This window comes from Flaviramulus sp., assembly GCF_982512915.1.
In genome coordinates this window covers 34302-60314 of the sequence record NZ_CEWOCJ010000017.1, presented here as the reverse complement: position 1 = coordinate 60314, position 26013 = coordinate 34302, and the positions used below count along the sequence as shown (strand labels likewise).

The window sequence follows — 26013 nt, the reverse complement described above, 5'->3', positions numbered from 1 at the left end:
GTTTGTGCTTGCAACTTTTTTTTTAATTATGGATTTTTTAATTTTCTTAACCATTTGGCCCCTTAAATTTTTAAAAAATAGTAAAAACAAAACAATAATAAATTAAAATAAAAACGATGAAAAATAAATTAATAGTATTTGTAATGGCGATTATGTTATTACCATTAACAGGGATGGCACAAAAGGATATCTTTGAAAAGTATAGCGACGATTCTAATGTTACTTATGTATCCATTAAACCTAAAATGTTTCAAATGATTGCAAAAATGGGTATTAACGTAGATGATCCTGAGGCAAGAGCTTTTATGGATATGGTTAATAGTATTACCAGCTTTAAAACCATTGTAACAGATAACAAAGTGATTTCTGCAGATATATCTAAATGGGTAAAATCTCGTGCTAGCTCGCTTGAAGAATTGATGGAAGTTAGAGATGATGGGACCAATGTAAACTTCTATGTAAAAGAAGGAAAAGATTCAGACCATGTAAAAGAGCTTTTAATATTTGTGAATGGCATAGATAAAAAGATGGATGATAAAATTGAAATTAATGGTAAAGAGCGTAAAATTGAAACTGTAGTGGTTTCACTTACTGGAGACATTAATTTAAATGAGATTTCTAAACTTACTGATAAGATGAATATTCCAGGAGGGAAACATTTAGAAAAAAGTAAATAAAAACAGCAATCATGCAACAAACAATCAAATATATTATTTACACCTTTATAACCACAGTTATGTTAACTAGCTGTGGTAATGAGGTAAGTTTACAACGCTATTATGTAGACAATCAGGAATCTAAAAATTTTATTACTCAAGATTTACCACTTTCTATGATAGAAATTGATAAATCAAACTTTACAGAAGAGCAGTTAGAAGCTTATGCATCTGTTAGTAAATTAAATTTTTTAGGTTACAAGTCTAATGATTCTAATATGGAAGCTTATAGCTCTGAAATTGAAAAAGTTAAAACTATATTGAAGAACAGTAAGTATAATGATTTGATGGAGTTTAGTGATAAAGGCAATAAAATACTTGTAAAATATGTTGGTGATGATGATGAAGCAGATGAGGTTATTGTTTTTGGAAGTTCAAAAGAAATCGGCTTTGGAATTGTTAGAATTTTGGGAAATAATATGAATCCGGAAAAAATGATGACTTTAATTTCTACTATGCAAAATTCTAATATGGAGACATCTAAATTTCAAGATATTATGAACTTTTTTAAGTAAATAGGAATTCATTTAAATATGAAAACAATAAAAAAGCTTCCTTACAAGGAAGCTTTTTTATTTATATCGTCTTGGTTCTTGGGATTTACTTTGACTTTTGAAATGGTATAAATCAAGTTTATAATGATAGCTAAAAAAACAAGTGTAAAACCAGTTAAAACAACAAAATTATCAAGGATGTCTAGAATACCGAAAACAAAAATGCTTCCTGCTAAAAATCCGGTTAGTATTAAAGATTGATTGTTGCTTAACATAAAAAATTAAATTCCTGTAAAGTTACTAGGGGTAATACGTTTTAATTCTTCTTTTATTGTATTAGATACTTCTAATGTATCAATAAAATTAGAAATTAAGTTTTGATTAATTTTTTCATTAGTTCTCGTTAAACCCTTTAATGCTTCGTATGGATTAGGATAGCCTTCTCTTCTCAAAATAGTTTGAATAGCTTCAGCAACTACTGCCCAGTTATTTTCTAAATCTTCTGCAAATTTAGGTTCGTTTAATAATAACTTATTTAAACCTTTTAATGTGGATTTAAAACCAATTATTGTATGTCCAAAAGGCACACCAACATTACGTAAAACCGTACTATCTGTAAGATCTCTTTGTAATCTAGATATTGGTAATTTAGCAGATAAATGTTCAAAAATAGCATTAGCAATACCTAAATTTCCTTCTGAGTTTTCAAAATCTATCGGATTTACTTTATGAGGCATAGCACTACTTCCAACTTCGCCGGCTTTAATTATTTGTTTAAAATAATCCATTGATACATAGGTCCAAATATCTCTATCTAAATCAATTATTATAGTATTAATTCGCTTTAAGGTATCAAAAAGCGCCGCCATATGGTCGTAGTGTTCAATTTGTGTTGTTGGGAATGAATGCTGTAAACCTAATTTTTCTTGAACAAATTTACCTCCAAAAGCTTTCCAATCAATATTCGGATAAGCTACATGGTGGGCATTAAAATTACCAGTAGCTCCGCCAAATTTTGCAGCACTAGGGATGTCATTTAATAAATTGAATTGTTCTTCTAAACGCACCACAAAAACGGCTATTTCTTTACCAAGTCGGGTAGGAGATGCTGGCTGCCCATGCGTTCTTGCTAGCATAGATATGGATGCCCAATCTTTTGATAATTCTTTAAGTTTATTTAGGATAATCAAATATTCTGGGACATACACATCATTCATAGCTTCCTTTATACTTAAAGGAATTGCTGTATTGTTTATGTCTTGTGAGGTTAAACCAAAGTGGATAAATTCTTTATATTGAGATAATCCTAGAGCATCAAATTTTTCTTTAATAAAATATTCAACGGCTTTTACATCATGGTTTGTAACACTTTCAATTTTTTTAATAGCTAGTGCATCATCCGTTGAGAAGTCATTGTAAATAGCTCTTAAATTTTCAAAAACTGAATTTTCAACAGCTTTAAGTTGTGGTAAAGGGATTTCACACAAAGCAATAAAGTATTCAATTTCAACTAAAACACGATATTTTATTAAAGCTTCTTCAGAAAAATAATTAGCTAATTCATTTACTTTATTTCTATATCTTCCATCAATTGGTGAGATGGCATTTAATGCTGATAATAACATATTTGCTTTGTTTTTTTGAAGTTGCAAAGATACAAAGAAAGTTAGAAGTGTAAAGTTTGAATTAATAACTTATTATTGGATTTTTTTAATTTTTTTTAAAATGTGCTTAGCTCTGGATTTATAACCAGCACTTTCGCTTTGAAAGTTTTGCTGTAAAATTTCAGACAGTTCCTCATAAATCCATTTTGAATTTTTTCCAAATAGAAAAAGTGTTTCCATTGTATAAGCTTTTGTGGCTGTTTTTTGATTGGAAATTAACCAATCAAAACAAGATTCAACAATGCGTTTTTCATACACGGGTAATAAGGTTTTTTTTATTGTATTTTGTTGCTTAGAAGAGAAAGTTGTTGCTATAAATTGACACACCTTTGCAACTGGTCGAACTGCAGAGTTTAAATGAATTTTATGGATATTCTTTGTAAAAAAATCTAAATGAGGTACCAAAGCATAAATATTATCATTAATAACAAACTCAAAAACCCAAGCAGCACGATAAGATACTTTATCATCAACCATAAACATAATTTCTAAAAGTTTCGGAAATAAGTTCATGTCTTTTAAAACCATATCGGCATATTTTAGCCTACTTTTTTTACTAGCATCAACAAAGCTCAATTCTTTATAGAATTCTTCAAGTGTCATGGAATAATTTTCATATTTTTATATTTCTAAATTTATTTAAAATGAAATTAATAAAAAAGATATTATTAGCATTATTGTTGGTGTTTGTTGTTGCTCAATTTTTTGGGCCAGAAAAAAATCTAGGAAACCTTAGTTCTATTGAGCCCTTTTTAGCTGAAACTAATCCGCCTGAAGATGTAAAACTAATTTTAAAAGAAACTTGTTATGACTGCCATAGTGATGTTACAAGATATCCTTGGTACAATAATATAACACCAGTTAATTATTGGTTGAATGATCATGTTAAAGATGGTAAAAAACATTTTAATATGTCTAATTGGGAAGGTAGTTCTGTGAAGAGAAAAGATCATAAATTTGAAGAACTTATTGAAATGGTTGAAGAAAAAGAAATGCCATTAGAGTCTTACACTTGGACACATAGTGAAGCAAAACTTTCAGACAATCAAATAAAATCAGTTGTAGATTGGGCAAAAAATGTACGAATGATGTATGCCCTTGAGCCAAAACCAGAGTAACTATTTCTGTTTTTTGGTTATAGTTTATATCCAAAAAAAATAGAAAATTTTACATTGAAAAAATATTTTTGAATTAGTGGTAAAAAACCTCTTAATAATCGGTTTTGTTTGGCCAGAACCAAAAAGTTCTGCTGCAGGAAGCAGGATTTTGCAGCTAATTGATGCGTTTCAGATTAGTGATTACAAAATAACTTTCGCTTCCCCTTGTTCAAAAAGTAAAAACGCTTTTGATCTTGAATCTATTGGGGTTTCTCAAAAAACTATAGAACTAAATAATCCTAGTTTTGATGTTTTTGTAAAAAAACTGAATCCAAACGTTGTTTTGTTTGACCGTTTTATGATGGAAGAACAATTTGGCTGGCGCGTATCAGAGCAGTGTCCGGATGCTTTAAGAATTTTAGATACCGAAGATTTACATTGCTTAAGAAAAGGAAGGCATCTAGCCTTTAAAGACAATAAGCCTTTTGATCTTTCTTATTTATTCAACGATATTGCTAAACGAGAAATTGCAAGTATATACAGGTGTGATTTGAGTTTGATTATTTCTGAGTCTGAAATGCAGATTTTAAAAAATGATTTTAAAGTTGATGAAGCACTACTAGTTTATTTGCCTTTTCAATTAGAAGTTATTAATGATGAAAGTTTTAAAAAACTTCCAGATTTTAACGAAAGACAGCACTTTGTAACCATTGGTAATTTTTTGCACGAACCCAATTATAATGCAGTTTTATATTTAAAAGAAACTATTTGGCCATTAATAAGAAAACAATTACCCAAGGTACATTTAAATATTTATGGTGCTTATGCTTCACAAAAAGTTATGCAACTACACAACGAAAAATATGGTTTTTTAATAAAAGGTTTTGCTGATGATGTGAATAAAGTTATGAAACTATCTAAAGTTTGTTTAGCACCTATTAGGTTTGGTGCTGGTTTAAAAGGGAAATTAGTAGATGCCATGCAAAATGGTACTCCTTGCGTAACTTCAACTATTGGAGCAGAGGGTATGTTTGGAGCATTAAACCCTAATGGTTTTATTGAAGATAATCCAGAAGAGTTTGCTAAAAAGTGTGTGCAACTTTATACCGATGAAATTCTATGGAAAGAAAAGCAACAAAGCGGATTTAATATTATAAATGTACGTTTTAATAAACCTTATTTTCAACATAAATTAATTACAATAATAAATGAGAATGTTAGATTTTTAAAGCAAAAACGCATGAATAATTTTACAGGACAAATGTTACATCATCATACCATTCAAAGCACCAAGTTTATGAGTAAATGGATTGAAGAAAAGAATAAAATTAATTAAGCTTCCACTTCACTTTTTTTAATTTTACGATACAAAAAGTTATTAAATATGTTGCGTTTGGCAAAACGCGTTAACTTATCAGCTTGACAAAGTTTGATGTATAATGCTTTATTTACACCAAAAAACTCATAAGTTTCACCATCTAAAAATGTTATTTCTAAAACCATGCCTTTGTGTTGCCAATCTATAATTGGCGCACAAATAGTTTCATTAAAAGAATCTAAATTAGCTGCTTTCGTTTCAGGAGAAATACTTACAAGAAAATGATATGCATCAATAATTTGTCGGCTTTTTAATTCTGCTTCGATTCCTTTTTCATCACCAGCTTGAAACTTATCAGGATGCCATTCTTTTACCAAATTTCTATAAGTAGTTTTTAGAGTTTTTAAACTCATATCATTCTCAATACCAAACAATTTCTTGTATTCACTAATACGTTTCATGTGATTTTTTTTCTAAATAAGGCGCGAAGATAGTCTTTTAAATGAATCTACTTTAATATTTCTTCATACTATCTTGTTTTTTAATAGCTTTGCAGCTTTCAAAAATATACTATGATTTCAGTTGATAATTTAGCAGTAGAGTTTGGTGGTAGTGCATTGTTTAGTGACGTGTCTTTCACTATAAATGAAAATGATAAAATTGCCCTAATGGGTAAAAATGGTGCAGGAAAATCTACAATGATGAAGATTGTTTCTGGAAAACAGAAAGCGAGTAGAGGGCATGTGCGTTTTCCAAAAGATGTCGTGATAGCCTACTTGCCTCAGCATTTGTTAACTAAGGATGATTGTACTGTTTTTGAGGAAGCTTCAAAAGCCTTCAATCATGTATTTACCATGCGGGACGAGATGGATCGTTTAAACAAAGAGTTGGAAACCAGAACAGATTACGAGTCTGATTCGTACATGAAAATTATTGAACAAGTATCAGATTTAGGAGAAAAATTTTATGCCTTAGAAGATGTTAATTATGATGCTGAGGTAGAAAAAGCATTAAGAGGTTTAGGTTTTAAACGTGAAGATTTTAATCGATTAACAAGTGAATTTAGTGGTGGTTATCGCATGCGGATTGAATTGGCTAAAATTTTATTACAAAAACCAGATCTCATTTTATTGGATGAGCCTACTAATCATATTGATATTGAATCTGTTATTTGGTTAGAAGACTTTTTGCTGAATAAAGCCAAAGCGGTTATGGTTATCTCTCACGACAAGGCTTTTATTGATAATATTACCAATAGAACTATTGAAGTGACTATGGGGCGTATTTACGATTATAAAGCAAATTATTCTCATTATTTACAATTAAGAGAAGATAGACGTTCACATCAAATTAAAGCATTCCAAGAACAACAAAAATTTATTGCTGATAACATGGCTTTTATTGAACGTTTTAAAGGCACCTATTCTAAAACGAATCAAGTGAGTTCTAGAGAACGTATGCTAGAGAAATTAGAAATTATTGAAATTGATGAGGTTGATACTTCTGCTTTAAAATTAAGGTTTCCCCCAGCACCGCGATCTGGAGATTATCCAGTAACGGTTAAAGATTTATCAAAATCTTATGATGAACATATTGTATTTAAAAATGCTAATATGTCTATTGCTCGTGGTGAAAAAGTATCATTTGTTGGACGAAATGGTGAAGGAAAATCAACGATGATTAAATCTATTTTAGGTGAAATCGATTTTGAAGGGCATTGTGCTTTAGGGCATAATGTAAAAGTAGGATACTTTGCTCAAAATCAAGCCTCTTTATTGGATGATAACTTAACTATTTTTCAAACGGTTGATGAGGTTGCAGAAGGCGATATACGTACGCAAATTAAAACTATTTTAGGGGGTTTTATGTTTAAAGGAGATGATATTGATAAAAAAGTAAGTGTACTTTCTGGTGGAGAAAAAACAAGATTAGCCATGGTAAAATTACTCTTGGAGCCAGTTAATTTATTGATTCTGGATGAGCCAACAAATCATCTTGATTTAAAATCTAAAGATGTTTTAAAAGAGGCTTTAAGGAATTTCGAAGGTACTTTGATTCTGGTTTCTCACGATCGTGATTTTCTGCAAGGGTTATCTCAAAAAGTTTTCGAATTTAAAGATCAACGTGTTATTGAGCATTTTGAAACCATTGATGACTTTTTGGTTCGTAATCGTATTGAGAATTTAAAACAGATAGATTTAAAAAATAAGTAAATTAAAATGAATCATCCAGCAGTTCGACCTTTATCGTTTGTTTAATCGGAATAGCTGCTGGTCCAAATTGATTAAACATAGGAACGTCTGCTGCATCTCGACCATAAGCAACAGATACATAGCTCCCTTTTTTTTGAGTTTGTGTAGCGTCAAAAATATACCACTGGTTACCCACAAAAGCTTCAAACCATGCATGCATATCCATCGGCTTCAATTCATGTAAATAACCAACTACCATACGTGCGGGGATACTTAAACTTCTGCATAATGCAATCCCTAAATGAGCTAAATCTCTGCATACGCCTTGTTGTTTGTAATTAACTTCTATAGCCGAAATAGGGTAGTTGCTACTTTCAGGAATATAAGCTATGTTGTCTTTAAGCCAAGTTTCAATAGCTTCTACTTGATTGTAACCAGGTAATTGATTTAATGTTATATTATTAGCTAAATCACTAAACCGGTCTGATTCACAGTATCTGCTTGGAAGTAAATAAATAAGAACATTATCTGGAAGATTTTCAATTTGTACAAAAGGCGCATTTTTTTCAATATTAACATCCTTTGATGTTTTTACATTAGCCTTAGTTGATATGGTAAATAAACCAGGAGGTGCTGTAATACGTTGGCATAAATTCCCGTAAGTATCTGTGTATTCGTAGGCTTTTATTTTTGGTTTAATAGTGTATTTTTCACTAGCAATCCATTGTTTTGCACCACTTCTAGGTCTTAACATTAATATAAATGGCGTGGGTATTTCAATGTTAAATACCAATTTACAGCTTACTCGTAATAACATAATCCATTTATATTTAAATATTAAATCTAATAAAAGTAGATTATAAAATTAGGATAATAAAACTGTATTTTACTTGTGTTTTATGTATTAATCTAGGTGGTATTTTAAAATAAGAATAAAAAAATCATCTTAAAATAACAAATATCATGGTATAAGTAGTTTTATCAATTGTTTAATACCAATTGTTGCAAGTTCTGGTATTACGGTTAAATTCTTTCCACTATTTATGCTTGGCTTTGGGTCAATAAAATAAGTTGGCGTGTTTTCTGGCACATAATGCATTAAACTGGCTGCAGGATATACTTGCATTGAAGTTCCTATAATAATCAAAATATCTGCGGTTTCACAAATTTCAACAGCATGCTCAATCATCGGAACATCTTCTCCAAACCAAACAATATGTGGCCTTAATTGATAACCTTTTTTGCACGTATCTCCTAAGATTAGGTCTTTTTTCCACTCTAAAACATCAGTTTCATTAAACGTGCTTCTTACTTTTAATAGTTCACCATGTAAATGGATAACACGGCTACTGCCAGCACGCTCATGCAAATCATCTACATTTTGAGTAATAATTGAAACGCTAAAACCTTTTTCTAAATTAGCTAAATATTTATGGGCCTCATTTGGTTTTACTTCAAATAATTGTTTTCTACGTTGATTGTAAAAGTCTAATACTAATTCTGGATTTTTTCTAAATCCCTCAGGGGTTGCAACTTCCATAACATCATGGCCTTCCCATAAACCATTTTCATCTCTAAAGGTTTTTATACCACTTTCGGCACTCATACCAGCTCCCGTTAGTATAACTATATGTTTTTTCATGTTATAAATTTACTAATTTTGGTGCATGATAGATTTAAAACTTTTAGAACATTTAGAAACATATTTAACCGACTCTAGAAAGCAAAAATTCTCAAATGTTTTATCACAACGCACCAAACATTTCACAGTAGCTACAGAAGATGTTTATCAACTACATAACACCAGTGCAGTTATTAGAAGTTGCGATGTATTTGGTGTGCAGGAAGTTAATATAATTGAAGAGCGAAACACGAAGCGTATTGATAGAGAAATTGCCATGGGAGCTCAGAAATGGGTAGATTTAAATAGATACAACTCTGTAAAAGCATGTATTTATGATTTAAAATTGAAAGGCTATCAAATTGTTGCTACAACACCACATACTAACGATACGTTATTACATGATTTTGATGTAACTAAAAAATCATGTTTTTTCTTTGGGAGAGAGACAGAAGGTTTATCTCAAGAAGTTTTAGATGCTGCAGATTGTTACTTAAAAATTCCAATGGTTGGTTTTACCGAAAGTTTAAATATATCAGTTTCTGCAGCAATTATACTTCAAGAGGTTACAACCAAACTAAAACAAACAAGTATTAATTGGCAATTATCGCAAAATGAAATTTTTGATAAACGTTTAGATTGGTGTAAAAAAACATTAAAAAGTTATGATGATATTGTTGCTCGTTTTTATGAAACTAAATGATACAAAAAGAGGAAATCAATATTGATTTCCTCTTTAATAATTTTTTTATATTAAGTTTATAATCTTTTACTTCTTCCTCTACTTAATAGTTTATATTCTTCATAACACTCACTTATGGCATCCAAAATTTGTAAATCGTTAGCACTTTGAATAAACCCTTTTGAGTAGTTACATTGGTTCACTATTTCATCCAAATCTATTCTATCTACTTGTAATAGTACGGTTAGCATTTCTCTATCAAAACGAGAGGCTAATAAATTTCTAATTTCATCATCCTCTTTCATCTGTTTCAGTTTGCGTAATTCGTTTGGTTTTTTTCCAAACATACGATACAAAAAATCTGCAGGATTAAAAATAGAGCCTATAACTTTGGTTAAGCCTGATGTTTTACCAGCTTCATAACCTTTACTTGATAAACCAGAAATACTATATCTGTAATTATCATTCATCACAGGTACTTGTTTAATATCTACTTCTAAATAGCCTGTTAGCTTTAATTGATTTACAACGACCTCTTCTAGAGCGAGAGCTAATTCTGTTAATTCTATGTTAGAACTTCCAAACTTTATCCAATCATTTGTTACTCTAACTTTTATAGATTTGAAACCTAAATATGAAAAGTGAAGGGTATCATTAACTTTAGCAGTAATGGAAAATTCTCCTTTGTTGTTTGAGGTAGTGCCAATAACTTGATTAAGATTAACGATGTTTACACTTTCTAAGGGTACATCATCGGAAGCATTAATAACTACGCCAAAAACTTTATCAATCTCTTGAGCTTTTCCTACAAAGGAAAAGCATAAAAGCATAAATAGGATTAGCGTATTCTTCATATAATTTTCTTAATCAGCACTAATTTTGCTATAAAAGTACTAAACTAAATAACAAAACTAGGTCTGAAAGTTTTATTTTGACTTAAAATTAACAAAAAAATGAGCTATCTTCTAGAACGTCTAGCTACAGAAGGTCTTGAACCAGAATCTGATCTTCGTGATCTATCTGAATTTGAATCACCTCCAGAACGTCTAGGTTTTGATCCACCCTCGCTTCTTCGTCTATCACCTCTGTTGCCAGAACTAGTTTTTCTCTCATCACGATTTCCACCACTTCTTTTTCTATCTTGTCTTCCGCCACCGCCTCCACCACGGTTTTCAGAAACTTCTACATTAACAAAACGACCTTCGTGTTTAAAGTCAGTAAAAAATGCTAAAACTTTTTCTTTAAGTTCGTTTTCAGTATTAAAAAACGAGAAGCTTTCTTTTGTTTCAACTTTAAAAACATCATCTCTACCAAGCTCTAATTGTTCTTTTAAGAAATCTTTTAACTTCATCCAATCAAAACCATCTTTACTACCAACATTTATAAAGTATCTTGTAGAATCAGATTTTCCACCAAAATCTCTTCTACCTTCACGACCATCTTCACGATCGTTATCTCTATCAAAAGAACCTTCAGCAATATTTAAGTTTTTAGATTTTTGGTAGTAATTATAGAAACGCGTAAACTCAACTGAGAAGAATTTTTTAATTAATTCATCCTTGGTTGTGTCTTCAAACATCTCTTTAATATTGGTAAGATATTTGTCAATTTCATGGTTAATCTCAGTGTTATGGATTTTATTTGCAAGCGACATTAATTGTACTTCGCATATTTCCATACCATCTGGAATATCTTTTTTCTCGAAGGCTTTATTGATGATACGCTCGATACTTTTTATTTTTCTAACTTCACTTTTTGAAACAATAACCATGGAAACACCCGTTTTTCCAGCACGTCCTGTACGTCCAGAACGATGCGTATAAGTTTCAATTTCATCAGGTAATTGGTAATTTATTACGTGTGTAATATCATCAACATCAATACCACGTGCTGCAACATCAGTAGCAACAAGCATCTGGATTTGGTTTTTTCTAAAGGCGTTCATTACCAAATCACGTTGGTTTTGGCTTAAATCACCGTGTAAAGCACCAGCATTGTAACCATCCTCTATAAGTTGTTCGGCTACTTTTTGGGTATCGCGTTTGGTTCTACAAAATACAACTGAAAAAATATCAGGATTAGCATCGGCTAAACGTTTTAAAGCATTGTATCGATCTCTGGCGTTTACTAAATAATATTCATGAGACACTTGGCTAGTACTTTCATTTTTATTTCCAACAGTTATTTCCTGTGGATTTTCCATGAATTTTTTAGCAATAACAGATACCTCTTTGGGCATGGTTGCACTAAATAGCCAAGTACATTTATCTTCTGGAGTGTTGGATAAAATATCTGTAATATCTTCATAAAAACCCATGTTTAGCATCTCATCAGCTTCATCTAAAACAGCATATTCAATTTTAGAAATATCAACTAAACGTCTACTAATCATATCTTTAATTCGCCCTGGTGTTGCTACAATAATTTGTGCACCTTTTTTTACATCTCTAGCTTGATCGGTAATACTCGACCCTCCATAAACAGCTACAACATTAAGTCCTTTACAATATTTACCATACAATTTCATTTCGTTGGTAATCTGTAAACAAAGCTCTCTAGTTGGCGATAAAATTAAACCTTGCGTTGTTCTGCTATCAATATTAATTTTTTGTAACATTGGGAAGCCAAAAGCAGCTGTTTTTCCTGTACCTGTTTGTGCTAATGCTACCAAATCAGTTTCATTGTTTAATAAAATAGGAATTGCTTTTTCTTGTACTTCACTAGGTTTTGTAAAACCTAAGTCTGTAATAGCTTGCAGTAAGTCTTCATTAAGACCTAGTTCTTGGAATGTGTTCATTCTTGTGTATAAGTATTCGATTATATTATGCAGTGCTACATAAGAAGGGAATCGACATACTTAAACCTAAACTTCTAGTAACACATCCTCACTCTGAGGAATTTTAATCCTTAACCCGGATTTCAAGCGGCAAAGATAAGCTTTTATTTGAATAAACAATTTTTTGCAGTTTTAAGATGCTTTAAGCATTCAAAAGTATTTTATTTTTTGGAATTCGTAAATTTAAACATTTCACTGCGCTATCTCCCTTGTCAGGGAGCTTAAACAATTAATCAGCGGTGCGCAAAGGCGAACCGTTCAAGTGTTAATACAATTATTTGAGAATTATTAGGTTTAATTAGTTGTTTTTATTAATTCGGACTGTTTAGTACTCAGGCTATGCGAAGTGTTCAGAATAGTTTTTATTTACTTATGTTTATTAATATAACCTTTATTATCGTCAAGTAAACTTGAGTAAGATTCTAAAAGCGTTTGCTCACCATCAATCACATCTGCTAATAAATGGTAAAATTTTATTTTTACTTCATCATTTCTTTCGTTAAGATTATCATAAACAAAATCCGCTAAACGTTTTATTTTATCAGAGAGAATATTGGTTTGTGATTCAATATCCAATAATTGCGATATAATTTGAAATTCTAATAGTTCAGCCTTATTAGAAATAAAAAATCTTAGGCTCACATTTTTTATAGATGCAACTTGAAAACCTCCCGAACTTGTTATTATTTCGCTTAGCGTCTGTTCATTATTACCAATTTCATTATCAATTATTTCATAAAGTTTTAGGTGTCTGTTTAATACACTATCTACTTCTATTTGACTTGATTTAATTTCATTTTCTATAGCCAATAGTGTCTTTTCGATATACTTCTCGTTGTCTACATTTTCTTTATAGTTACTTATCGAAACAGCAATTAATATACCAATTGCAACGATTACAATTTCTTGAAAAATGTATACGACCTTCTTTTTCTTTTTCATTTAACCCTATATTTATTTTGTACAACTACTTGATAATAAATTGTTTTAATAATTTATATCTGTTACTAAACGAAGATATATGATTTTTTTTTCAAAGTCAAATCCCAACTAAAACTATAAAATTTATTATTTAATTTCTGTTAGTCTTGAAATCATTCCATTAATCAAATTATTAAGAATATTAACTTACAATAAAGGAATGAATTTATCCAATATAGGATTTCTATTTTCTTTATTCCAAATTGCATAAAGTGTGGTTCTTTGCTTTATTTTATGTAATTCAATAAATTTTAAATTTGAATTGTTCTCGTTTATTAATGATTTTGGAACTATCGAAATACCAAAGTTGTTTTCTACCAATTTATAAATAGAACCTGCGTGAATAGTGTTATGAGAAACCAAAGGGCTAAAACCACTTTCATCAAAAATAGTCATCACTTTTTCATAATAGGAAGCACTATATTCTGGATCGAATAAAATAAAATGTGCTTCTTTAAATTGTGATAAATTTTTAAAGTTTGAAGCATCAATCGCATGATTTTTAGGTAAAACCAAACAAAAAGGCTCTTTTAAAATAGGATGACTTTCTAAACCTCTAGGGATTCTGTCGAGCCTTACAAACCCAATATCTATATCTTGGGCTAACAGTCCTTCAATTTGTTTGCTATTGTCCATTTCTTTTAAACTAAAGAGCACATTTGGATGATCTTTAGTGAATTTTAACAGCAAATTTGGAATAATTTTTTGCATTGCAGAACCTACATAGCCAAAGTTTAACTTACCGTCTTTACCATTTTCAAGCAACTTGGCGTGATTTAAAATAGTATCTAAGTTTTTTAAGTTTTTTGATAACTCTTCTTTTAGATACATTCCGGTAGGTGTAAGTTTTACTTGTCTATTATGTCTTTCAAATAATTTAACATCCAAATGTGCTTCCATTTCTTTTATTTGTCTGCTTAATCCAGGTTGAGAAATAAAAAGTGTTTCAGCAGCTTTTCTGAAGTGTAAAACATCTGCAATAGCTAAAAAATATTTGATGTGTCTAAATTCTAATTGATAACTCATGGTTATTAATTATTAAATATATTAGTATTAATAAGCATCAAAAATATCAATAAATTTGTAATAAACAGATTTAGATCTTATATTTATTCAGCACATGTTTGTATACGGAATTGATAAGCTTACAGTAGATAAAGTAATGGCAATAGCCAATGGATTATTAAAAGCCTCTTTATCTTATTATGCCGTTACTAAAATTATTGAGTGTCGAAGGAAGGTAGAAGTTATGGCAGCTTCAACCAAAGCCATTTATGGTATTAACACTGGTTTTGGACCATTGTGCGATGTTAAAATTTCGCCAGAACAAACAAGTTTACTTCAAAAAAACTTATTAATTACGCATGCCGTAGGGGTAGGGAAACCTATAGATAAGCAATTATCTAAAATCATGATGATTTGCAAAGTACATGCTTTAAGTAGAGGGTTTTCTGGTATTCGTTTAGAAGTTATAGAACGTATTATTTATTTTATTCAAAACGACTTATTACCAGTGGTTCCAGAGCAAGGTTCTGTTGGTGCTTCGGGAGATTTAGCACCCTTATCACACCTTTTTTTACCTTTAATTGGTGAGGGCGAATTTTGGATAGATGATGATTTGGTTCCAGCTATGGACGTTTTAAACAAGCATAATTTACAACCTATCGAGTTGCAAGCTAAAGAAGGTTTGGCTCTTATAAATGGTACACAATTTATACTAGCACATGCCATAACAGGCTTACATAAAATGGGGTATTTACTAGATTTAGCTGATGTAGCTGGCGCGATGAGTTTAGAAGGTTACCAGGGTAGCGAGTCGCCTTTTAAAGAATTATTACATAGCATTCGTCCCTTTAAAGGCAATTTAGTAGTCGCTGAGCGCATGCGTATGCTTTTTAAAGATTCTAATAATATAAAATCTCACGAAAATTGTGCACGTGTTCAAGATCCCTACTCTATGCGATGTATTCCTCAAGTACATGGGGCTTCAAGAAATGCCTATTATCATTTAGAAGAACTGGCAGAAATTGAAATGAATTCGGTAACCGATAACCCTATTGTATTAAGTGAAACAGAAGCTATTTCAGGAGGGAATTTTCATGGGCAACCACTAGCAATGGCTCTAGATTATAACTCAATTGCCGCATCAGAATTGGGAAATATTGCAGACAGACGTTGTTATCTTCTCCTTGAAGGTAAATATGGATTACCACGTTTACTAACAGCAAGCGGTGGTTTGAATTCTGGATTTATGATTCCACAATACACTACGGCGGCCTTAGTTACCGAGAATAAATCACTTTGTTTTCCGCCATCAGCAGATAGTATTCCAACCTCCTTAGGGCAAGAAGATCACGTGTCTATGGGTAGTATTTCTGGTCGAAAATTCAATCAAATTTTAGGAAATCTTGAAAAAATATTAGCTATCGAACTCATGTATGCAGCACAATCGATGGAGTTTAGAAGACCAAATACATTTTCTAAAATTATAGAAAGAAATTTCGAAATCATTAGAACTAAGGTAGATAAACTAGAAGAAGATCGTATTCTTAAAGACGATATCAATACCTTAATTTCTATGGTGAAAAATCAAGTTTTTATAGTGAAATAATTGCATATGAAGATGATTTTTAAAGAACTTATATTACAAGGTATTCCATCAACATTACCTAAAAAACCTACCATTTCTAAGGATGTTAATAGAGCGCCTAAACGAAAAGATATATTATCAGTTGCAGAAAAACAATTGGCCATAAGAAATGCGTTGCGTTATTTTACTAAAGATTGGCATAAAGAACTTGCTGTAGAATTTTCAGAGGAGTTGAAAGCCTTTGGTAGAATTTATATGTACAGATTTAAACCAGATTATGAGATGTATGCACGACCAATTTCTGAATATCCTGCAACATGTTCCCAAGCAGCGGCCATTATGCTCATGATTCAAAATAACTTAAATCCAGCAGTTGCTCAACATCCAGAAGAGCTCATCACTTATGGTGGTAACGGTGGTGTTTTTCAAAATTGGGCACAGTATTTAATAACGATGCAGTATTTAGCGCATATGACGGACGAGCAAACGTTGCATATGTATTCAGGTCATCCAATGGGCTTGTTTCCATCATCTAAAAATGCCCCAAGAGTAGTTGTTACTAACGGTATGATGATTCCTAATTACTCAAAACCAGACGACTGGGAAAAATTTAATGCTTTGGGTGTTACGCAATACGGACAAATGACGGCAGGTTCCTTTATGTATATTGGGCCGCAAGGCATTGTACATGGAACAACCATTACAGTAATGAATGCCTTTCGAAAAATCTTACCAAAAAGAGAATCACCTAAAGGAAAAATATTTTTAACTGCCGGTTTAGGTGGTATGAGTGGTGCACAACCTAAAGCTGGAAATATAGCTGGTTGTATTACTATTTGTGCAGAAGTAAATGCCAAGGCTGCAACAAAACGATACGAACAAGGGTGGGTAGATGTTTTAATCAACTCTATGGAAGCTTTAATTGTTAGAGTAAAAAAGGCTAAACAAAAAAACGAGATAGTTTCTATTGCTTATATTGGAAATATCGTTGAAATTTGGGAACGTTTTGATGAAGAAGCTATTTTTATTCACGTTGGTTCTGATCAAACTTCACTGCATATTCCATGGACAGGAGGTTATTATCCTGTAGATGTTTCTTATGAAGAATCCAACCGATTAATTCGTGAAGAACCTCAAGTTTTCAAAAAAAAAGTACAAGAATCATTAAGACGTCATGCTGCAGCCATAAATAAACATGCAGCAAAAGGCACTTATTTTTTCGATTATGGTAATGCTTTTTTATTAGAAGCATCAAGAGCAGGCGCCGATGTTATGGCACAAAATAATATCGATTTTAAATATCCATCGTATGTTCAAGATATTTTAGGTCCTATGTGTTTTGATTATGGTTTTGGTCCGTTTAGATGGGTTTGTGCCTCTGGAAAACCAGAAGATTTAGATAAAACTGATGAAATAGCGATGCATGTGCTTCAGGAAATTATGAAAACAGCTCCAGACGAAATTCGGTTGCAAATGCAAGATAACATCACTTGGATAAAAGATGCCAAAAATAACAACATGGTAGTTGGTTCTCAAGCACGAATTTTATATGCCGATGCTGAGGGTAGAGCCAAAATTGCCGAAGCTTTTAATAATGCTGTGGGAGAAGGCATTATTGGTCCAGTTATTTTAGGTCGCGATCATCACGATGTTAGTGGTACTGATTCTCCGTATCGAGAAACATCAAATATTTATGATGGCAGTAAATTTACAGCAGATATGTCCATTCATAATGTGATAGGTGATAGCTTTAGAGGTGCTACTTGGGTTTCCATACACAACGGTGGTGGAGTAGGTTGGGGAGAAGTTATTAATGGTGGTTTTGGGATGTTGTTAGATGGTACTAAAGAAGCCGAAAAACGTTTAAAAAGCATGTTGTTTTTTGACGTAAATAATGGCATTGCACGCCGAAGTTGGGCACGAAATGATGAAGCTATTTTTGCTATAAAACGAGAAATGTCTCGAACTCCAAATTTAAAAGTAACTTTACCTAATCTTGTTGAAGACGATATTTTAAATAACTTATTTTAATGGCTACACTATTTAAAAATATAAAAGAGTTAATTCAAGTAAGAAACAAACCTGTTACTTTTCTATCAGGAAAAGATATGAATAAGCTTCCAACCATAAAAAATGCTTTTTTAGTCATTAAAGATGGATTGATTAGTGATTTTGGAACTATGGAAAACTGTCCAAAGCACAATTTTTCAGAGGTTATTGATGCTACAGGGAAAATGATTTTACCCTCTTGGTGCGATTCGCATACACATATAGTTTACGCCGGAAACAGAGAAAACGAGTTTGTAGATAAAATAAAAGGCTTGTCTTATCAAGACATTGCCAATAAAGGCGGTGGTATTTTAAATTCAGCTAAAAAACTACAAGAAACCTCTGAAGACGATTTATACAACCAAAGTAAATCCCGTTTAGATGAGGTTATTAAACTTGGCACAGGCGCCATCGAAATTAAATCTGGCTACGGATTAACTGTAGAATCTGAGTTAAAAATTTTAAAAGTTATTAAGCGCTTAAAAGAAAATTATCCGCTACCAATAAAAGCAACTTTTTTAGGTGCGCATGCAGTTCCAAATGAGTTTAAAAATGATAAACAAGGATATATTAATCTTATTGTAAATAAGATGATTCCCTTAATTTCAAAATCTAGTTTAGCCGATTATATTGATGTTTTTTGTGAAGAAGGCTATTTTTCGGTACAAGATACTAAACGTATTTTAGAAGCCGGAAAAAACTATGGTTTACAACCTAAAATCCATGTAAATCAATTCAATGCTATTGGAGGAGTGCAGGCAGGTTTAGCATTTAATGCACTTTCACTCGATCATTTAGAAATAATGAGAGAAGAAGATGTAGAGTCTTTAAAAAACACCACTACAATGCCGGTAGCATTGCCAAGTTGTTCTTTCTTTTTAGGTATTCCTTACACTCCAGCCAGACAAATGATTGATGTAGGTTTGCCATTAGCAATTGCAACCGATTTTAATCCTGGGTCATCACCATCAGGTAACATGAGTTTTGTGGTGGCTTTGGCATGCATAAAAATGAAAATAACACCAGAAGAGGCTATCAATGCAGCTACTATAAACGGCGCTTATGCCATGGGTTTACAAACCAAAGTAGGTTCAATCACCAAAGGGAAATTAGCTAATGTAATATTAACAAAACCTATAAGTTCTTATAATTTTATTCCTTATGCTTTTGGGATAAATCAAATAGAAAAGGTTTATATAAAAGGACAAGAAATTATTTAATTATGGGCGTTTTAACACGCTTTTCGCTATATCTTTTTTTCGTACCTCAAAAAAGGATGCCGCTGCAATCGTTAACGCAATTATCTGCTAACTAAGAGCTTTCATTAGATGTTTTGGAGTGGTTCGTTTAACGGTTAGTGTAAGGTGCGTATCCCTTAGGGTATTCACTTTACACCTTGTTAGCTGCATGAGTCAATATTTTGCATGGAAATATTCATGTTCCTTATTTGTTGGGTTTAGACGATGACTGGCTTCGTTAGCTCTTAGTTCTATCCTTCTTATTTTTCCACTAATTGTTTTCGGTAATGATTCCGGGAACTCTATTATTCTTGGTACTTTATATTTTGCCAATCGTTTTTCAGAAAATGAAAACAGGTCTTCTGCCAATCGCTTACTTGGCGTAACGCCTTCTCTAAGCATAATAAATGCCTTTACTACATAGCCTCTCATTGAATGCGGGCTTGCTACCACAGCAGACTCTAAAATATCTTCATGTTCTATTAACGCACTTTCTACTTCAAATGGACCAATTCTATATCCGGAGGCTTTGATAACATCATCATTTCTGCCTACAAACCAAACATATCCATCTTCATCTTTATAGGCTTTATCGCCAGTATAGTATAAGTTATGTTTAAAAACTGTTGCCGTTCTTTCTTCATCATTCAGGTATTCTATAAAGAGGCCATTTATTCTTTCGTTGTCCAGTTGAATACAAATTACACCCTCTTCTAAAGGAGGAACTTCATTTCCATCATCATCAAAAATTCCAATATTATACAAGAATGTGGGCGTCCCCATTGACCCGGGTTTTAAGCGATTTCCTAAGAAATTACAAATCAATGCCGTTGTCTCCGTTTGTCCATATCCATCACGGATGGTAACCCCCGTAGCTTTTTCCCATTTGTCGATAACATCAGGGTTCAAGGGCTCACCCGCAGCACAACAAGACCTTAAGCTTAAATTAAAGTTACTTATGTCTTCTTGAATCAACATTCTTATTACCGTAGGCGAACCACAAAAGGTTGTAATCTTAAATTCTTCCATTGCCTTTAATTGCTCTTTTGCAACGAAACTGTCTACTTGATTCGCAAATATTGTTGCACCACAATTCCATGGAGCAAAGAAGCTGCTCCATGCAAATTTTGCCCAGCCTGGTGATGAAATATTATAATGGATGTCTCCTTTTTTACATCCCACCCAGGAAGATGTCGTTAAATGTCCAAAAGGATAAGTAAAGTGTGTATGAACAACAATTTTAGGTAGGCCTGTTGTTCCAGAGGTAAAGAAATACAGAAACGGATCATCAGATTTAGTTTTTACCGAAGTCGAATCAGCTTCTTCATCATGAATGTTTTCAAAACTATGCCAGCCTTCCTTTTCACCACCTAAAATAATCTTAAGTCCTATTCGTGCGCCATGCTTTTTTTCGGCTTCGTCAATTACTTCAACACAATCGCTGTGGGAAATAATAATCTTAGGCAGCAAGGTGTTAAATCTGTACAGCAAGTCATGAGCTGTGAGATTTGTAGCGGTAGGCATGATGATAAAGCCCCCTTTTATGGTCGCTAATAAACTTATCCAATTTTCAGGAATTAAGGGTAATACCGAGTAAATGGTGTCTCCTTGTTGTCCACCATTTTTTCTGATAAAATTTACCAGTTTATTTGATAATTTATAAACAGCTTCAAAAGAAAATACTTTTTTCGAATCTTTATATCTCCAAATCAGAGCATCAGAACTTCCACGATCCACCACATTCATGGGATAGAATATATCTTCTACCCAATTGAAGTATTCGGGTTTGTCGAGTGGTAAGTGAGAAAGTGTATTCAACTCTCCTTTTTCGATCTTACTGTTTACTTCTGTGAAAAAATTAAGTATATCCATTTTATATTTTTATTGCAACTAACGGTTGCAATATGAAGCGGCTGGCGCTTAAATTTACCTCCCTTTCAAACTGCCCGTATGTTTGTTTAAATTTCATTCGCTCAAATTAGCACTATCCCGCCAGCTGATTATATTGTCGTGTTAGCTTTAGTTGTTCCTATCTATTTCAATATTCGATAAGTTTCAATTTCTCCGTATGGTTTAAAGCCAAGCTTTGCATAAATTGTCTCCCCCATTAATGAAGCGTGGAGAACACAAATTTCAGCATTGCTTTCATTCGCTTCCAATAGCAATTTCTCAGTCATACTTTTTCCTATTCCCTTTCCTCTGCCTTTCGGAAGAGTTCCAATCATATGTAACCCTGCATTATTGTTAGAATCAAAAAATACAATTCCACAGCCTAAACATTCGATATCTTCTTGATAGGTAAATAATCTAACCGTTTTCGAGTTTTTGACAATCTCAAAAATCACATTCTGGTCAACAAGATACCCAAATGATTCTGAGGCAGTATTTGCAAATTCAATCGATTCTTTTTCTGTCTTTACTCTTTTGATTTTAGGGTCTGGGGACGATTTTTTTGAAAATAAGTCCAAATCAAAAGCCATATTCTTTTGTCCAAATACAAACTCAAAGTCTGAATCACTATTTAAACCATTGGGTTTTGTAATGGTAATTATTTCTGGCAGTTCGTTTTCCTTGCTAAGTGTTTTTATTTCTTCAATAACACCATAGTCCTGTCGTAAATCAAAAATCCGATTTGGCCAATCCGAACTATCCATTGAAACTGCTGAATATTTTTCTGTTTCAATCAGTCTGTTATTCAATTTTCCGATATGCTTCCAGAATTCATATAAGTTATCTATTATCTGATTATTCATTCATTTCGGATTACTTTTTATCAAAGATACTAAATTATCAAATCCAATCAATAACTTTCTTGGTTTAACGATGTATTATACTGATATAGGTTGACCTTTTTTACACGTTCAAAAGATTTTTTTTAGCCGTTTAAAAGGCAAAAACATAGTTTGAACTAGGTTCGTTTTTAAATCGTTAGTTCATGTAAATTTACTTTATTTTTTCGATACGACTTATATTTGATATTTGGATTAAGATGTACTTCGGCTGGTTTTCTTAAGTCCAGGCTAAAATGGGTTCTTAGATTGTTATAGATATGGACAGCTTGCTCAGTCATTTTTTGCGCAAGATCTGTGTTTTTAATGGTCTGTTTTAGCCCATATTCATATTTAAGGGTTCGGTTAATGGGTTCAGCTACTTCATTTTCGTAAGGGTCGTATTGCTCGGTCATACTCATTGTAATGCTATTGCTTTCAGCAAACTCAGTGTATTTGGGATTACAGTATTGAAAACCTCTGTCTGAGTGATGGATAAGCTTTTGACTAGGATATTTTCTATTTTTAATAGCCATAGCGAGCGCCTCTGTGCAAAGTGATGTTTTCATATGGTTGTCTAGATTGTAACCCATAATTTGCTTTGAATAAGCGTCGGTTACTAACGCAAGATAATTATGACCATTTTCGGTTTTAATGTATGTTATATCACTTACCCATAGTTGTCCTGGCCGATTAGGGACTTGGTCTTTTACTAAGTTTTTATATTTTTTAAACATATGGTTAGAGTTTGTTGTTGTGATGTAGTTTTTCGATTTAGGCACTAATAACTTATGTAGCTTTAAAAAGCGATAAAATTTATCTCTACTTATTTTAATATCAGCATTAATAAAGTCTTGTTTAAGCGCATCATAAAGTTTTATTCCACCGGTTTTAGAGCCTACTTTTTTACGGTAGTCCTTGACCATTACAATTAGTTTTTGATGATCTATTTGTTGTCTTTGTCTTGTTTTGCGTCGTTTGTAGAAGGCTTGTTTACTAATCCCAAAGCATTGATAGAGCCATTTTCTTTTAAACGTTTTTTCTTCTTTAGCTCTATCTCTTTTGCTAATGATTTACTCGTGGGTTTCTTATTTGATAAATAAGAACTCATGCATCCGCTTCGCTCAAGTGGGCAATGAGTTTTTTGACATATCGACACCAGTAATAAGTTCCATATCCGCAATAATATCTTGCTGAAAGTCTTTTACAAACTCCAGTTCTTCAATGCGTTCCCTTAGTTTTTTTATTTCATCGTTTTTACTCATACCTGAATTTTGTTGTACTAAGGTACTGTATTTTCTAATCCAATAAGAAATCGTTGTTCTAGGAACATCATATTTTTTGGATGCAAAGTTTGTAGAAATCTGACCATTCTGAATTTGGTCAACGACTAAAAGTTTGGTTTCTAAAGTTGCTTTTTGGTAGCTTTTTTTTAGCCAGTGTTCTTTTTTTGTTTTCATAAGTGACTATCAATAAATGATGAATTTTTAGTCAACCTATTTCAGGACGAGAGGATTTTAGTCATTGTAGCTAACGTCAAGATATGAAATCGTTTTAATATTTTATATCAGATGTTAAACGAAGTTAGGTGAAAATTTTTACAAAGTCAAGTTTCTATCTAAACAAAAATAACTTTACAAAGTGTCTTCTAATCTTAGAATACTATAATTTTATTTGATTAATCCTTGCTGTCTTTCTTCCTACAAAATCACAAAACTATTTAAACAATTACTTACCTAAATTTTTAATCCGTTCCAAAAGGGTGGGATGCGAATAATGCATAAATACGTATGCAGGATGTGGTGTTAAATTGCTCAAGCTATTTTTTGATAGTTTTTTAAGTGATGTAATAAGTGGTTCTGCCTTATAAGTGTTTTTCGCATAATCATCAGCTTGGTATTCAAATTTTCTAGAAAACATATTCATAATCAAGCCTGTAATTTCAGAAATGGGTGCGTATAGCATCCCAAAAGCAATTAGTCCTATATGGAAACTTGGTGCTTCAACACCTAGAGCATTTGATAATAAAGGATTTGAAATAAATAAAGATAAAATAAAAAGGGTAAATCCAGTTAATATGATGGAAGCAACTAAGTTAAAAATAATGTGTTTCTTTTTGTAATGTCCAACCTCGTGGGCTAATACGGCAACAATTTCTTCATCATCTAAATCGTTAATTAGTGTATCGTAAAGTGTTACACGTTTTTCGTTTCCAAATCCAGAAAAATAGGCATTGGCTTTGGTGCTTCGTTTTGAGCCATCAATTATAAATATTTTATCTAGTTTAAAACCTACTGTACTAGCATATTCTGAAATTTTATCTCTTAAACTACCTGCTTCTAAAGGTGTTTGTTTGTTAAATAAAGGGACTATAAGTTTAGAGTAAAACATATTCATAAACAAAGTGAATAGAGTAACTAAACCCCATGCGTACAGCCAAAAATAGTCTCCAGTAGATTGGTAAAACCAGATTATGAGGGCTAAAATGGCACCGCCTACAATAACCATCATGAGCCAACCTTTTATTTTATCTATAATAAACGTTTTTACGCTGGTTTTATTAAATCCAAACTTTTCTTCAATTACAAAGGTGCTGTAATATGAAAATGGCGTTGTGATGATATCGCTTCCTATCATAATAATTCCAAAGAAAATCAATGCAATAAGTATCGGGTTTTCTGTAAAATCTCTAGCGATATTGTCTATAAACTCAAACCCATCAAAAAACAAAAATCCTAAGGTTAGTATTAATGAAAACGTAGATGTTAAAACTCCAAATTTGTATTTAGTAGCTTTATAATTTTGAGATTTTTTATATTCAGTTTCATCATAAACATCATGCAAATCGTCAGAAAGGTCATCATTAAAATGTTTCGCGTTAAGCGCATCTAGTATTTTATCAACAATAAAATTTATAATAATTATTCCAATAATGATGTAAAAAAGTGTAGTAGCTGTCATTTTTTTATTTAAAATTTCGTTGTCGTTTTGCTTCAAAAATAAGAATTCCTGCAGCAACCGAAACATTCATCGAATCAATTTCTCCTTGCATTGGGATGATAATATTCTGAGTAGCACTTATGCGCCAAGCTTCGCTTAGGCCAGTTGCTTCTGTGCCAACCACAATGGCAGTTGGTTTTTTGTAATCTTGGGTGTGGTATGCCACAGATTCTTGTAAAATAGCCGTATAAATATTGATGTTTTTTGATTTTAAAAAGCTAATAATTTCTGTAGTGCTGCCTGTAGCAATTTGATTTGTAAACACACAACCTACACTAGAGCGAATAATATTTGGATTGTATAAATCGGTTTTTGGATTAGCTATAATAACTGCATCTACACGAGCGGCATCGGCTGTTCTTAAAAGTGCGCCAATATTCCCTGGTTTTTCTGGGGCTTCTGCAACAAGTATAAGGGGGTTTTTAGTATCGAATTTCAGGTTTTTAATATCATGAGATTTGCTTTTTGCAACGGCTAAAACGCCCTCTGTAGTGTCTCGATAAGCTAGTTTTTGATAAACCTCTTTAGAGATCTCAATACTATTAATTTGCTGGTTAATTAAAACGTCTTTTTGTTCCTCAGAAAATAATTCGGGATAAAACAAAATAGTTTCAATTTGAAAACCGCCTTTTAATGCTAATGAAATTTCGCGAACACCTTCAATTAAAAACAAACCTGTTTTTTTTCGTTCTCGCGACTTATCTTTTAATTGAATAAGTTGTTTTATGTATGCGTTTTGTGTGCTGGTAATTTCTTTCATAATTCAA

The 26013-nt window shown here is 32.1% G+C and carries 25 protein-coding genes; 9 read left to right on the top strand and 16 right to left on the bottom strand.

Features of this window, described 5'->3' with window-relative positions:
* Nucleotides 1–116 precede the first annotated feature (116 nt).
* Together AC1XJX_RS11075 and AC1XJX_RS11070 are read left to right on the top strand one after the other, a co-directional pair.
* Nucleotides 117–677, top strand: a complete 561-nt coding sequence (locus AC1XJX_RS11075) for a DUF4252 domain-containing protein (protein WP_482004046.1) — start codon at nt 117–119, stop codon at nt 675–677.
* Between the two features lie 11 nt (nt 678–688).
* Nucleotides 689–1231, top strand: a complete 543-nt coding sequence (locus tag AC1XJX_RS11070; RefSeq protein ID WP_482004045.1) for a DUF4252 domain-containing protein — start codon at nt 689–691, stop codon at nt 1229–1231.
* A gap of 260 nt (nt 1232–1491) precedes the next feature.
* On the opposite strand, the gene purB is transcribed toward AC1XJX_RS11070, so the two are convergent.
* Nucleotides 1492–2835 (bottom strand): adenylosuccinate lyase, encoded by a 1344-nt coding sequence (purB, locus tag AC1XJX_RS11065; protein WP_482004044.1) that lies wholly within the window; start codon nt 2833–2835, stop codon nt 1492–1494.
* Between the two features lie 72 nt (nt 2836–2907).
* Complete coding sequence (locus tag AC1XJX_RS11060; protein WP_482004043.1) at nt 2908–3477, bottom strand: adenylosuccinate lyase; 570 nt, start codon at nt 3475–3477, stop codon at nt 2908–2910.
* Nucleotides 3478–3518: 41 nt separating this feature from the next.
* Here AC1XJX_RS11060 and AC1XJX_RS11055 point away from each other — a divergent pair, with 41 nt between their 5' ends.
* Nucleotides 3519–3992 (top strand): heme-binding domain-containing protein, encoded by a 474-nt coding sequence (locus AC1XJX_RS11055; RefSeq protein WP_482004042.1) that lies wholly within the window; start codon nt 3519–3521, stop codon nt 3990–3992.
* Nucleotides 3993–4068: 76 nt separating this feature from the next.
* A complete protein-coding gene (locus AC1XJX_RS11050) occupies nt 4069–5307 on the top strand; it encodes a glycosyltransferase (protein WP_482004041.1) in 1239 nt (412 codons plus the stop codon).
* On the opposite strand, the gene AC1XJX_RS11045 is transcribed toward AC1XJX_RS11050, so the two are convergent.
* Nucleotides 5304–5750 carry a KTSC domain-containing protein gene (locus AC1XJX_RS11045; RefSeq protein ID WP_482004040.1) on the bottom strand — a complete coding sequence of 149 codons (447 nt, stop codon included), beginning with the start codon at nt 5748–5750 and terminating at the stop codon, nt 5304–5306. The genes AC1XJX_RS11050 and AC1XJX_RS11045 overlap by 4 nt on opposite strands.
* Before the next feature lie 111 nt (nt 5751–5861).
* On the opposite strand from AC1XJX_RS11045, the gene AC1XJX_RS11040 reads away from it, so the two are divergent.
* Nucleotides 5862–7502, top strand: coding sequence for an ABC-F family ATP-binding cassette domain-containing protein (locus AC1XJX_RS11040; RefSeq protein ID WP_482004039.1), 1641 nt, complete (start codon nt 5862–5864; stop codon nt 7500–7502).
* Nucleotide 7503: 1 nt separating this feature from the next.
* Here the strand turns inward: AC1XJX_RS11040 and AC1XJX_RS11035 are convergent, their stop codons facing one another.
* Both AC1XJX_RS11035 and AC1XJX_RS11030 read right to left on the bottom strand, forming a co-directional pair.
* Nucleotides 7504–8298 carry a transglutaminase domain-containing protein gene (locus AC1XJX_RS11035; protein ID WP_482004038.1) on the bottom strand — a complete coding sequence of 265 codons (795 nt, stop codon included), beginning with the start codon at nt 8296–8298 and terminating at the stop codon, nt 7504–7506.
* 144 nt (nt 8299–8442) lie between these two features.
* Nucleotides 8443–9123: an SIR2 family NAD-dependent protein deacylase gene (locus AC1XJX_RS11030; protein WP_482004037.1), complete on the bottom strand. Its 681-nt coding sequence runs from the start codon at nt 9121–9123 to the stop codon at nt 8443–8445.
* Nucleotides 9124–9148: 25 nt separating this feature from the next.
* Here AC1XJX_RS11030 and AC1XJX_RS11025 point away from each other — a divergent pair, with 25 nt between their 5' ends.
* Nucleotides 9149–9805, top strand: coding sequence for a TrmH family RNA methyltransferase (locus tag AC1XJX_RS11025; RefSeq protein ID WP_482004036.1), 657 nt, complete (start codon nt 9149–9151; stop codon nt 9803–9805).
* Nucleotides 9806–9861: 56 nt separating this feature from the next.
* On the opposite strand, the gene AC1XJX_RS11020 is transcribed toward AC1XJX_RS11025, so the two are convergent.
* The 4 genes from AC1XJX_RS11020 to AC1XJX_RS11005 all read right to left on the bottom strand — a co-directional run bounded on the left by AC1XJX_RS11020 (nt 9862) and on the right by AC1XJX_RS11005 (nt 14627).
* Complete coding sequence (locus tag AC1XJX_RS11020) at nt 9862–10638, bottom strand: carboxypeptidase-like regulatory domain-containing protein (protein ID WP_482004035.1); 777 nt, start codon at nt 10636–10638, stop codon at nt 9862–9864.
* 104 nt (nt 10639–10742) lie between these two features.
* Complete coding sequence (locus AC1XJX_RS11015; RefSeq protein ID WP_482004034.1) at nt 10743–12581, bottom strand: DEAD/DEAH box helicase; 1839 nt, start codon at nt 12579–12581, stop codon at nt 10743–10745.
* A 405-nt stretch (nt 12582–12986) separates the two neighbouring features.
* Nucleotides 12987–13562, bottom strand: coding sequence for a DUF6090 family protein (locus tag AC1XJX_RS11010; protein ID WP_482004033.1), 576 nt, complete (start codon nt 13560–13562; stop codon nt 12987–12989).
* Nucleotides 13563–13748: 186 nt separating this feature from the next.
* Nucleotides 13749–14627 carry a LysR family transcriptional regulator gene (locus tag AC1XJX_RS11005; RefSeq protein ID WP_482004032.1) on the bottom strand — a complete coding sequence of 293 codons (879 nt, stop codon included), beginning with the start codon at nt 14625–14627 and terminating at the stop codon, nt 13749–13751.
* A 94-nt stretch (nt 14628–14721) separates the two neighbouring features.
* On the opposite strand from AC1XJX_RS11005, the gene hutH reads away from it, so the two are divergent.
* The 3 genes from hutH to hutI are packed head-to-tail and all read left to right on the top strand — an operon-like array spanning nt 14722 to nt 19460.
* Nucleotides 14722–16212 carry a histidine ammonia-lyase gene (gene hutH / locus AC1XJX_RS11000; RefSeq protein ID WP_482004031.1) on the top strand — a complete coding sequence of 497 codons (1491 nt, stop codon included), beginning with the start codon at nt 14722–14724 and terminating at the stop codon, nt 16210–16212.
* Nucleotides 16213–16224: 12 nt separating this feature from the next.
* Nucleotides 16225–18222, top strand: coding sequence for a urocanate hydratase (locus AC1XJX_RS10995; protein WP_482004049.1), 1998 nt, complete (start codon nt 16225–16227; stop codon nt 18220–18222).
* Nucleotides 18222–19460: an imidazolonepropionase gene (gene hutI, locus AC1XJX_RS10990; protein ID WP_482004030.1), complete on the top strand. Its 1239-nt coding sequence runs from the start codon at nt 18222–18224 to the stop codon at nt 19458–19460. The genes AC1XJX_RS10995 and hutI overlap by 1 nt, the downstream gene beginning before the upstream one ends.
* A gap of 192 nt (nt 19461–19652) precedes the next feature.
* Here the strand turns inward: hutI and AC1XJX_RS10985 are convergent, their stop codons facing one another.
* The 7 genes from AC1XJX_RS10985 to AC1XJX_RS10955 all read right to left on the bottom strand — a co-directional run bounded on the left by AC1XJX_RS10985 (nt 19653) and on the right by AC1XJX_RS10955 (nt 26006).
* Nucleotides 19653–21350, bottom strand: coding sequence for an AMP-binding protein (locus tag AC1XJX_RS10985; protein WP_482004029.1), 1698 nt, complete (start codon nt 21348–21350; stop codon nt 19653–19655).
* A gap of 161 nt (nt 21351–21511) precedes the next feature.
* The gene (locus AC1XJX_RS10980) at nt 21512–22231 is read right to left on the bottom strand and encodes a GNAT family N-acetyltransferase (protein ID WP_482004028.1); all 720 of its coding nucleotides are present in this window, start codon (nt 22229–22231) and stop codon (nt 21512–21514) included.
* Nucleotides 22232–22398: 167 nt separating this feature from the next.
* The gene (locus AC1XJX_RS10975) at nt 22399–23247 is read right to left on the bottom strand and encodes an IS3 family transposase (protein WP_482004048.1); all 849 of its coding nucleotides are present in this window, start codon (nt 23245–23247) and stop codon (nt 22399–22401) included.
* Nucleotides 23193–23357, bottom strand: coding sequence for a hypothetical protein (locus tag AC1XJX_RS10970; protein WP_482004027.1), 165 nt, complete (start codon nt 23355–23357; stop codon nt 23193–23195). Before AC1XJX_RS10970 ends, AC1XJX_RS10975 begins: the two co-directional genes overlap by 55 nt.
* 13 nt (nt 23358–23370) lie before the next feature.
* Nucleotides 23371–23706 carry a transposase gene (locus tag AC1XJX_RS10965; RefSeq protein WP_482004026.1) on the bottom strand — a complete coding sequence of 112 codons (336 nt, stop codon included), beginning with the start codon at nt 23704–23706 and terminating at the stop codon, nt 23371–23373.
* A gap of 268 nt (nt 23707–23974) precedes the next feature.
* Entirely contained in the window at nt 23975–25207 is a 1233-nt protein-coding gene (locus AC1XJX_RS10960; protein WP_482004025.1) for a M48 family metallopeptidase, read from the bottom strand.
* A 4-nt stretch (nt 25208–25211) separates the two neighbouring features.
* A complete protein-coding gene (locus AC1XJX_RS10955) occupies nt 25212–26006 on the bottom strand; it encodes a TrmH family RNA methyltransferase (RefSeq protein WP_482004024.1) in 795 nt (264 codons plus the stop codon).
* Nucleotides 26007–26013 lie beyond the last annotated feature (7 nt).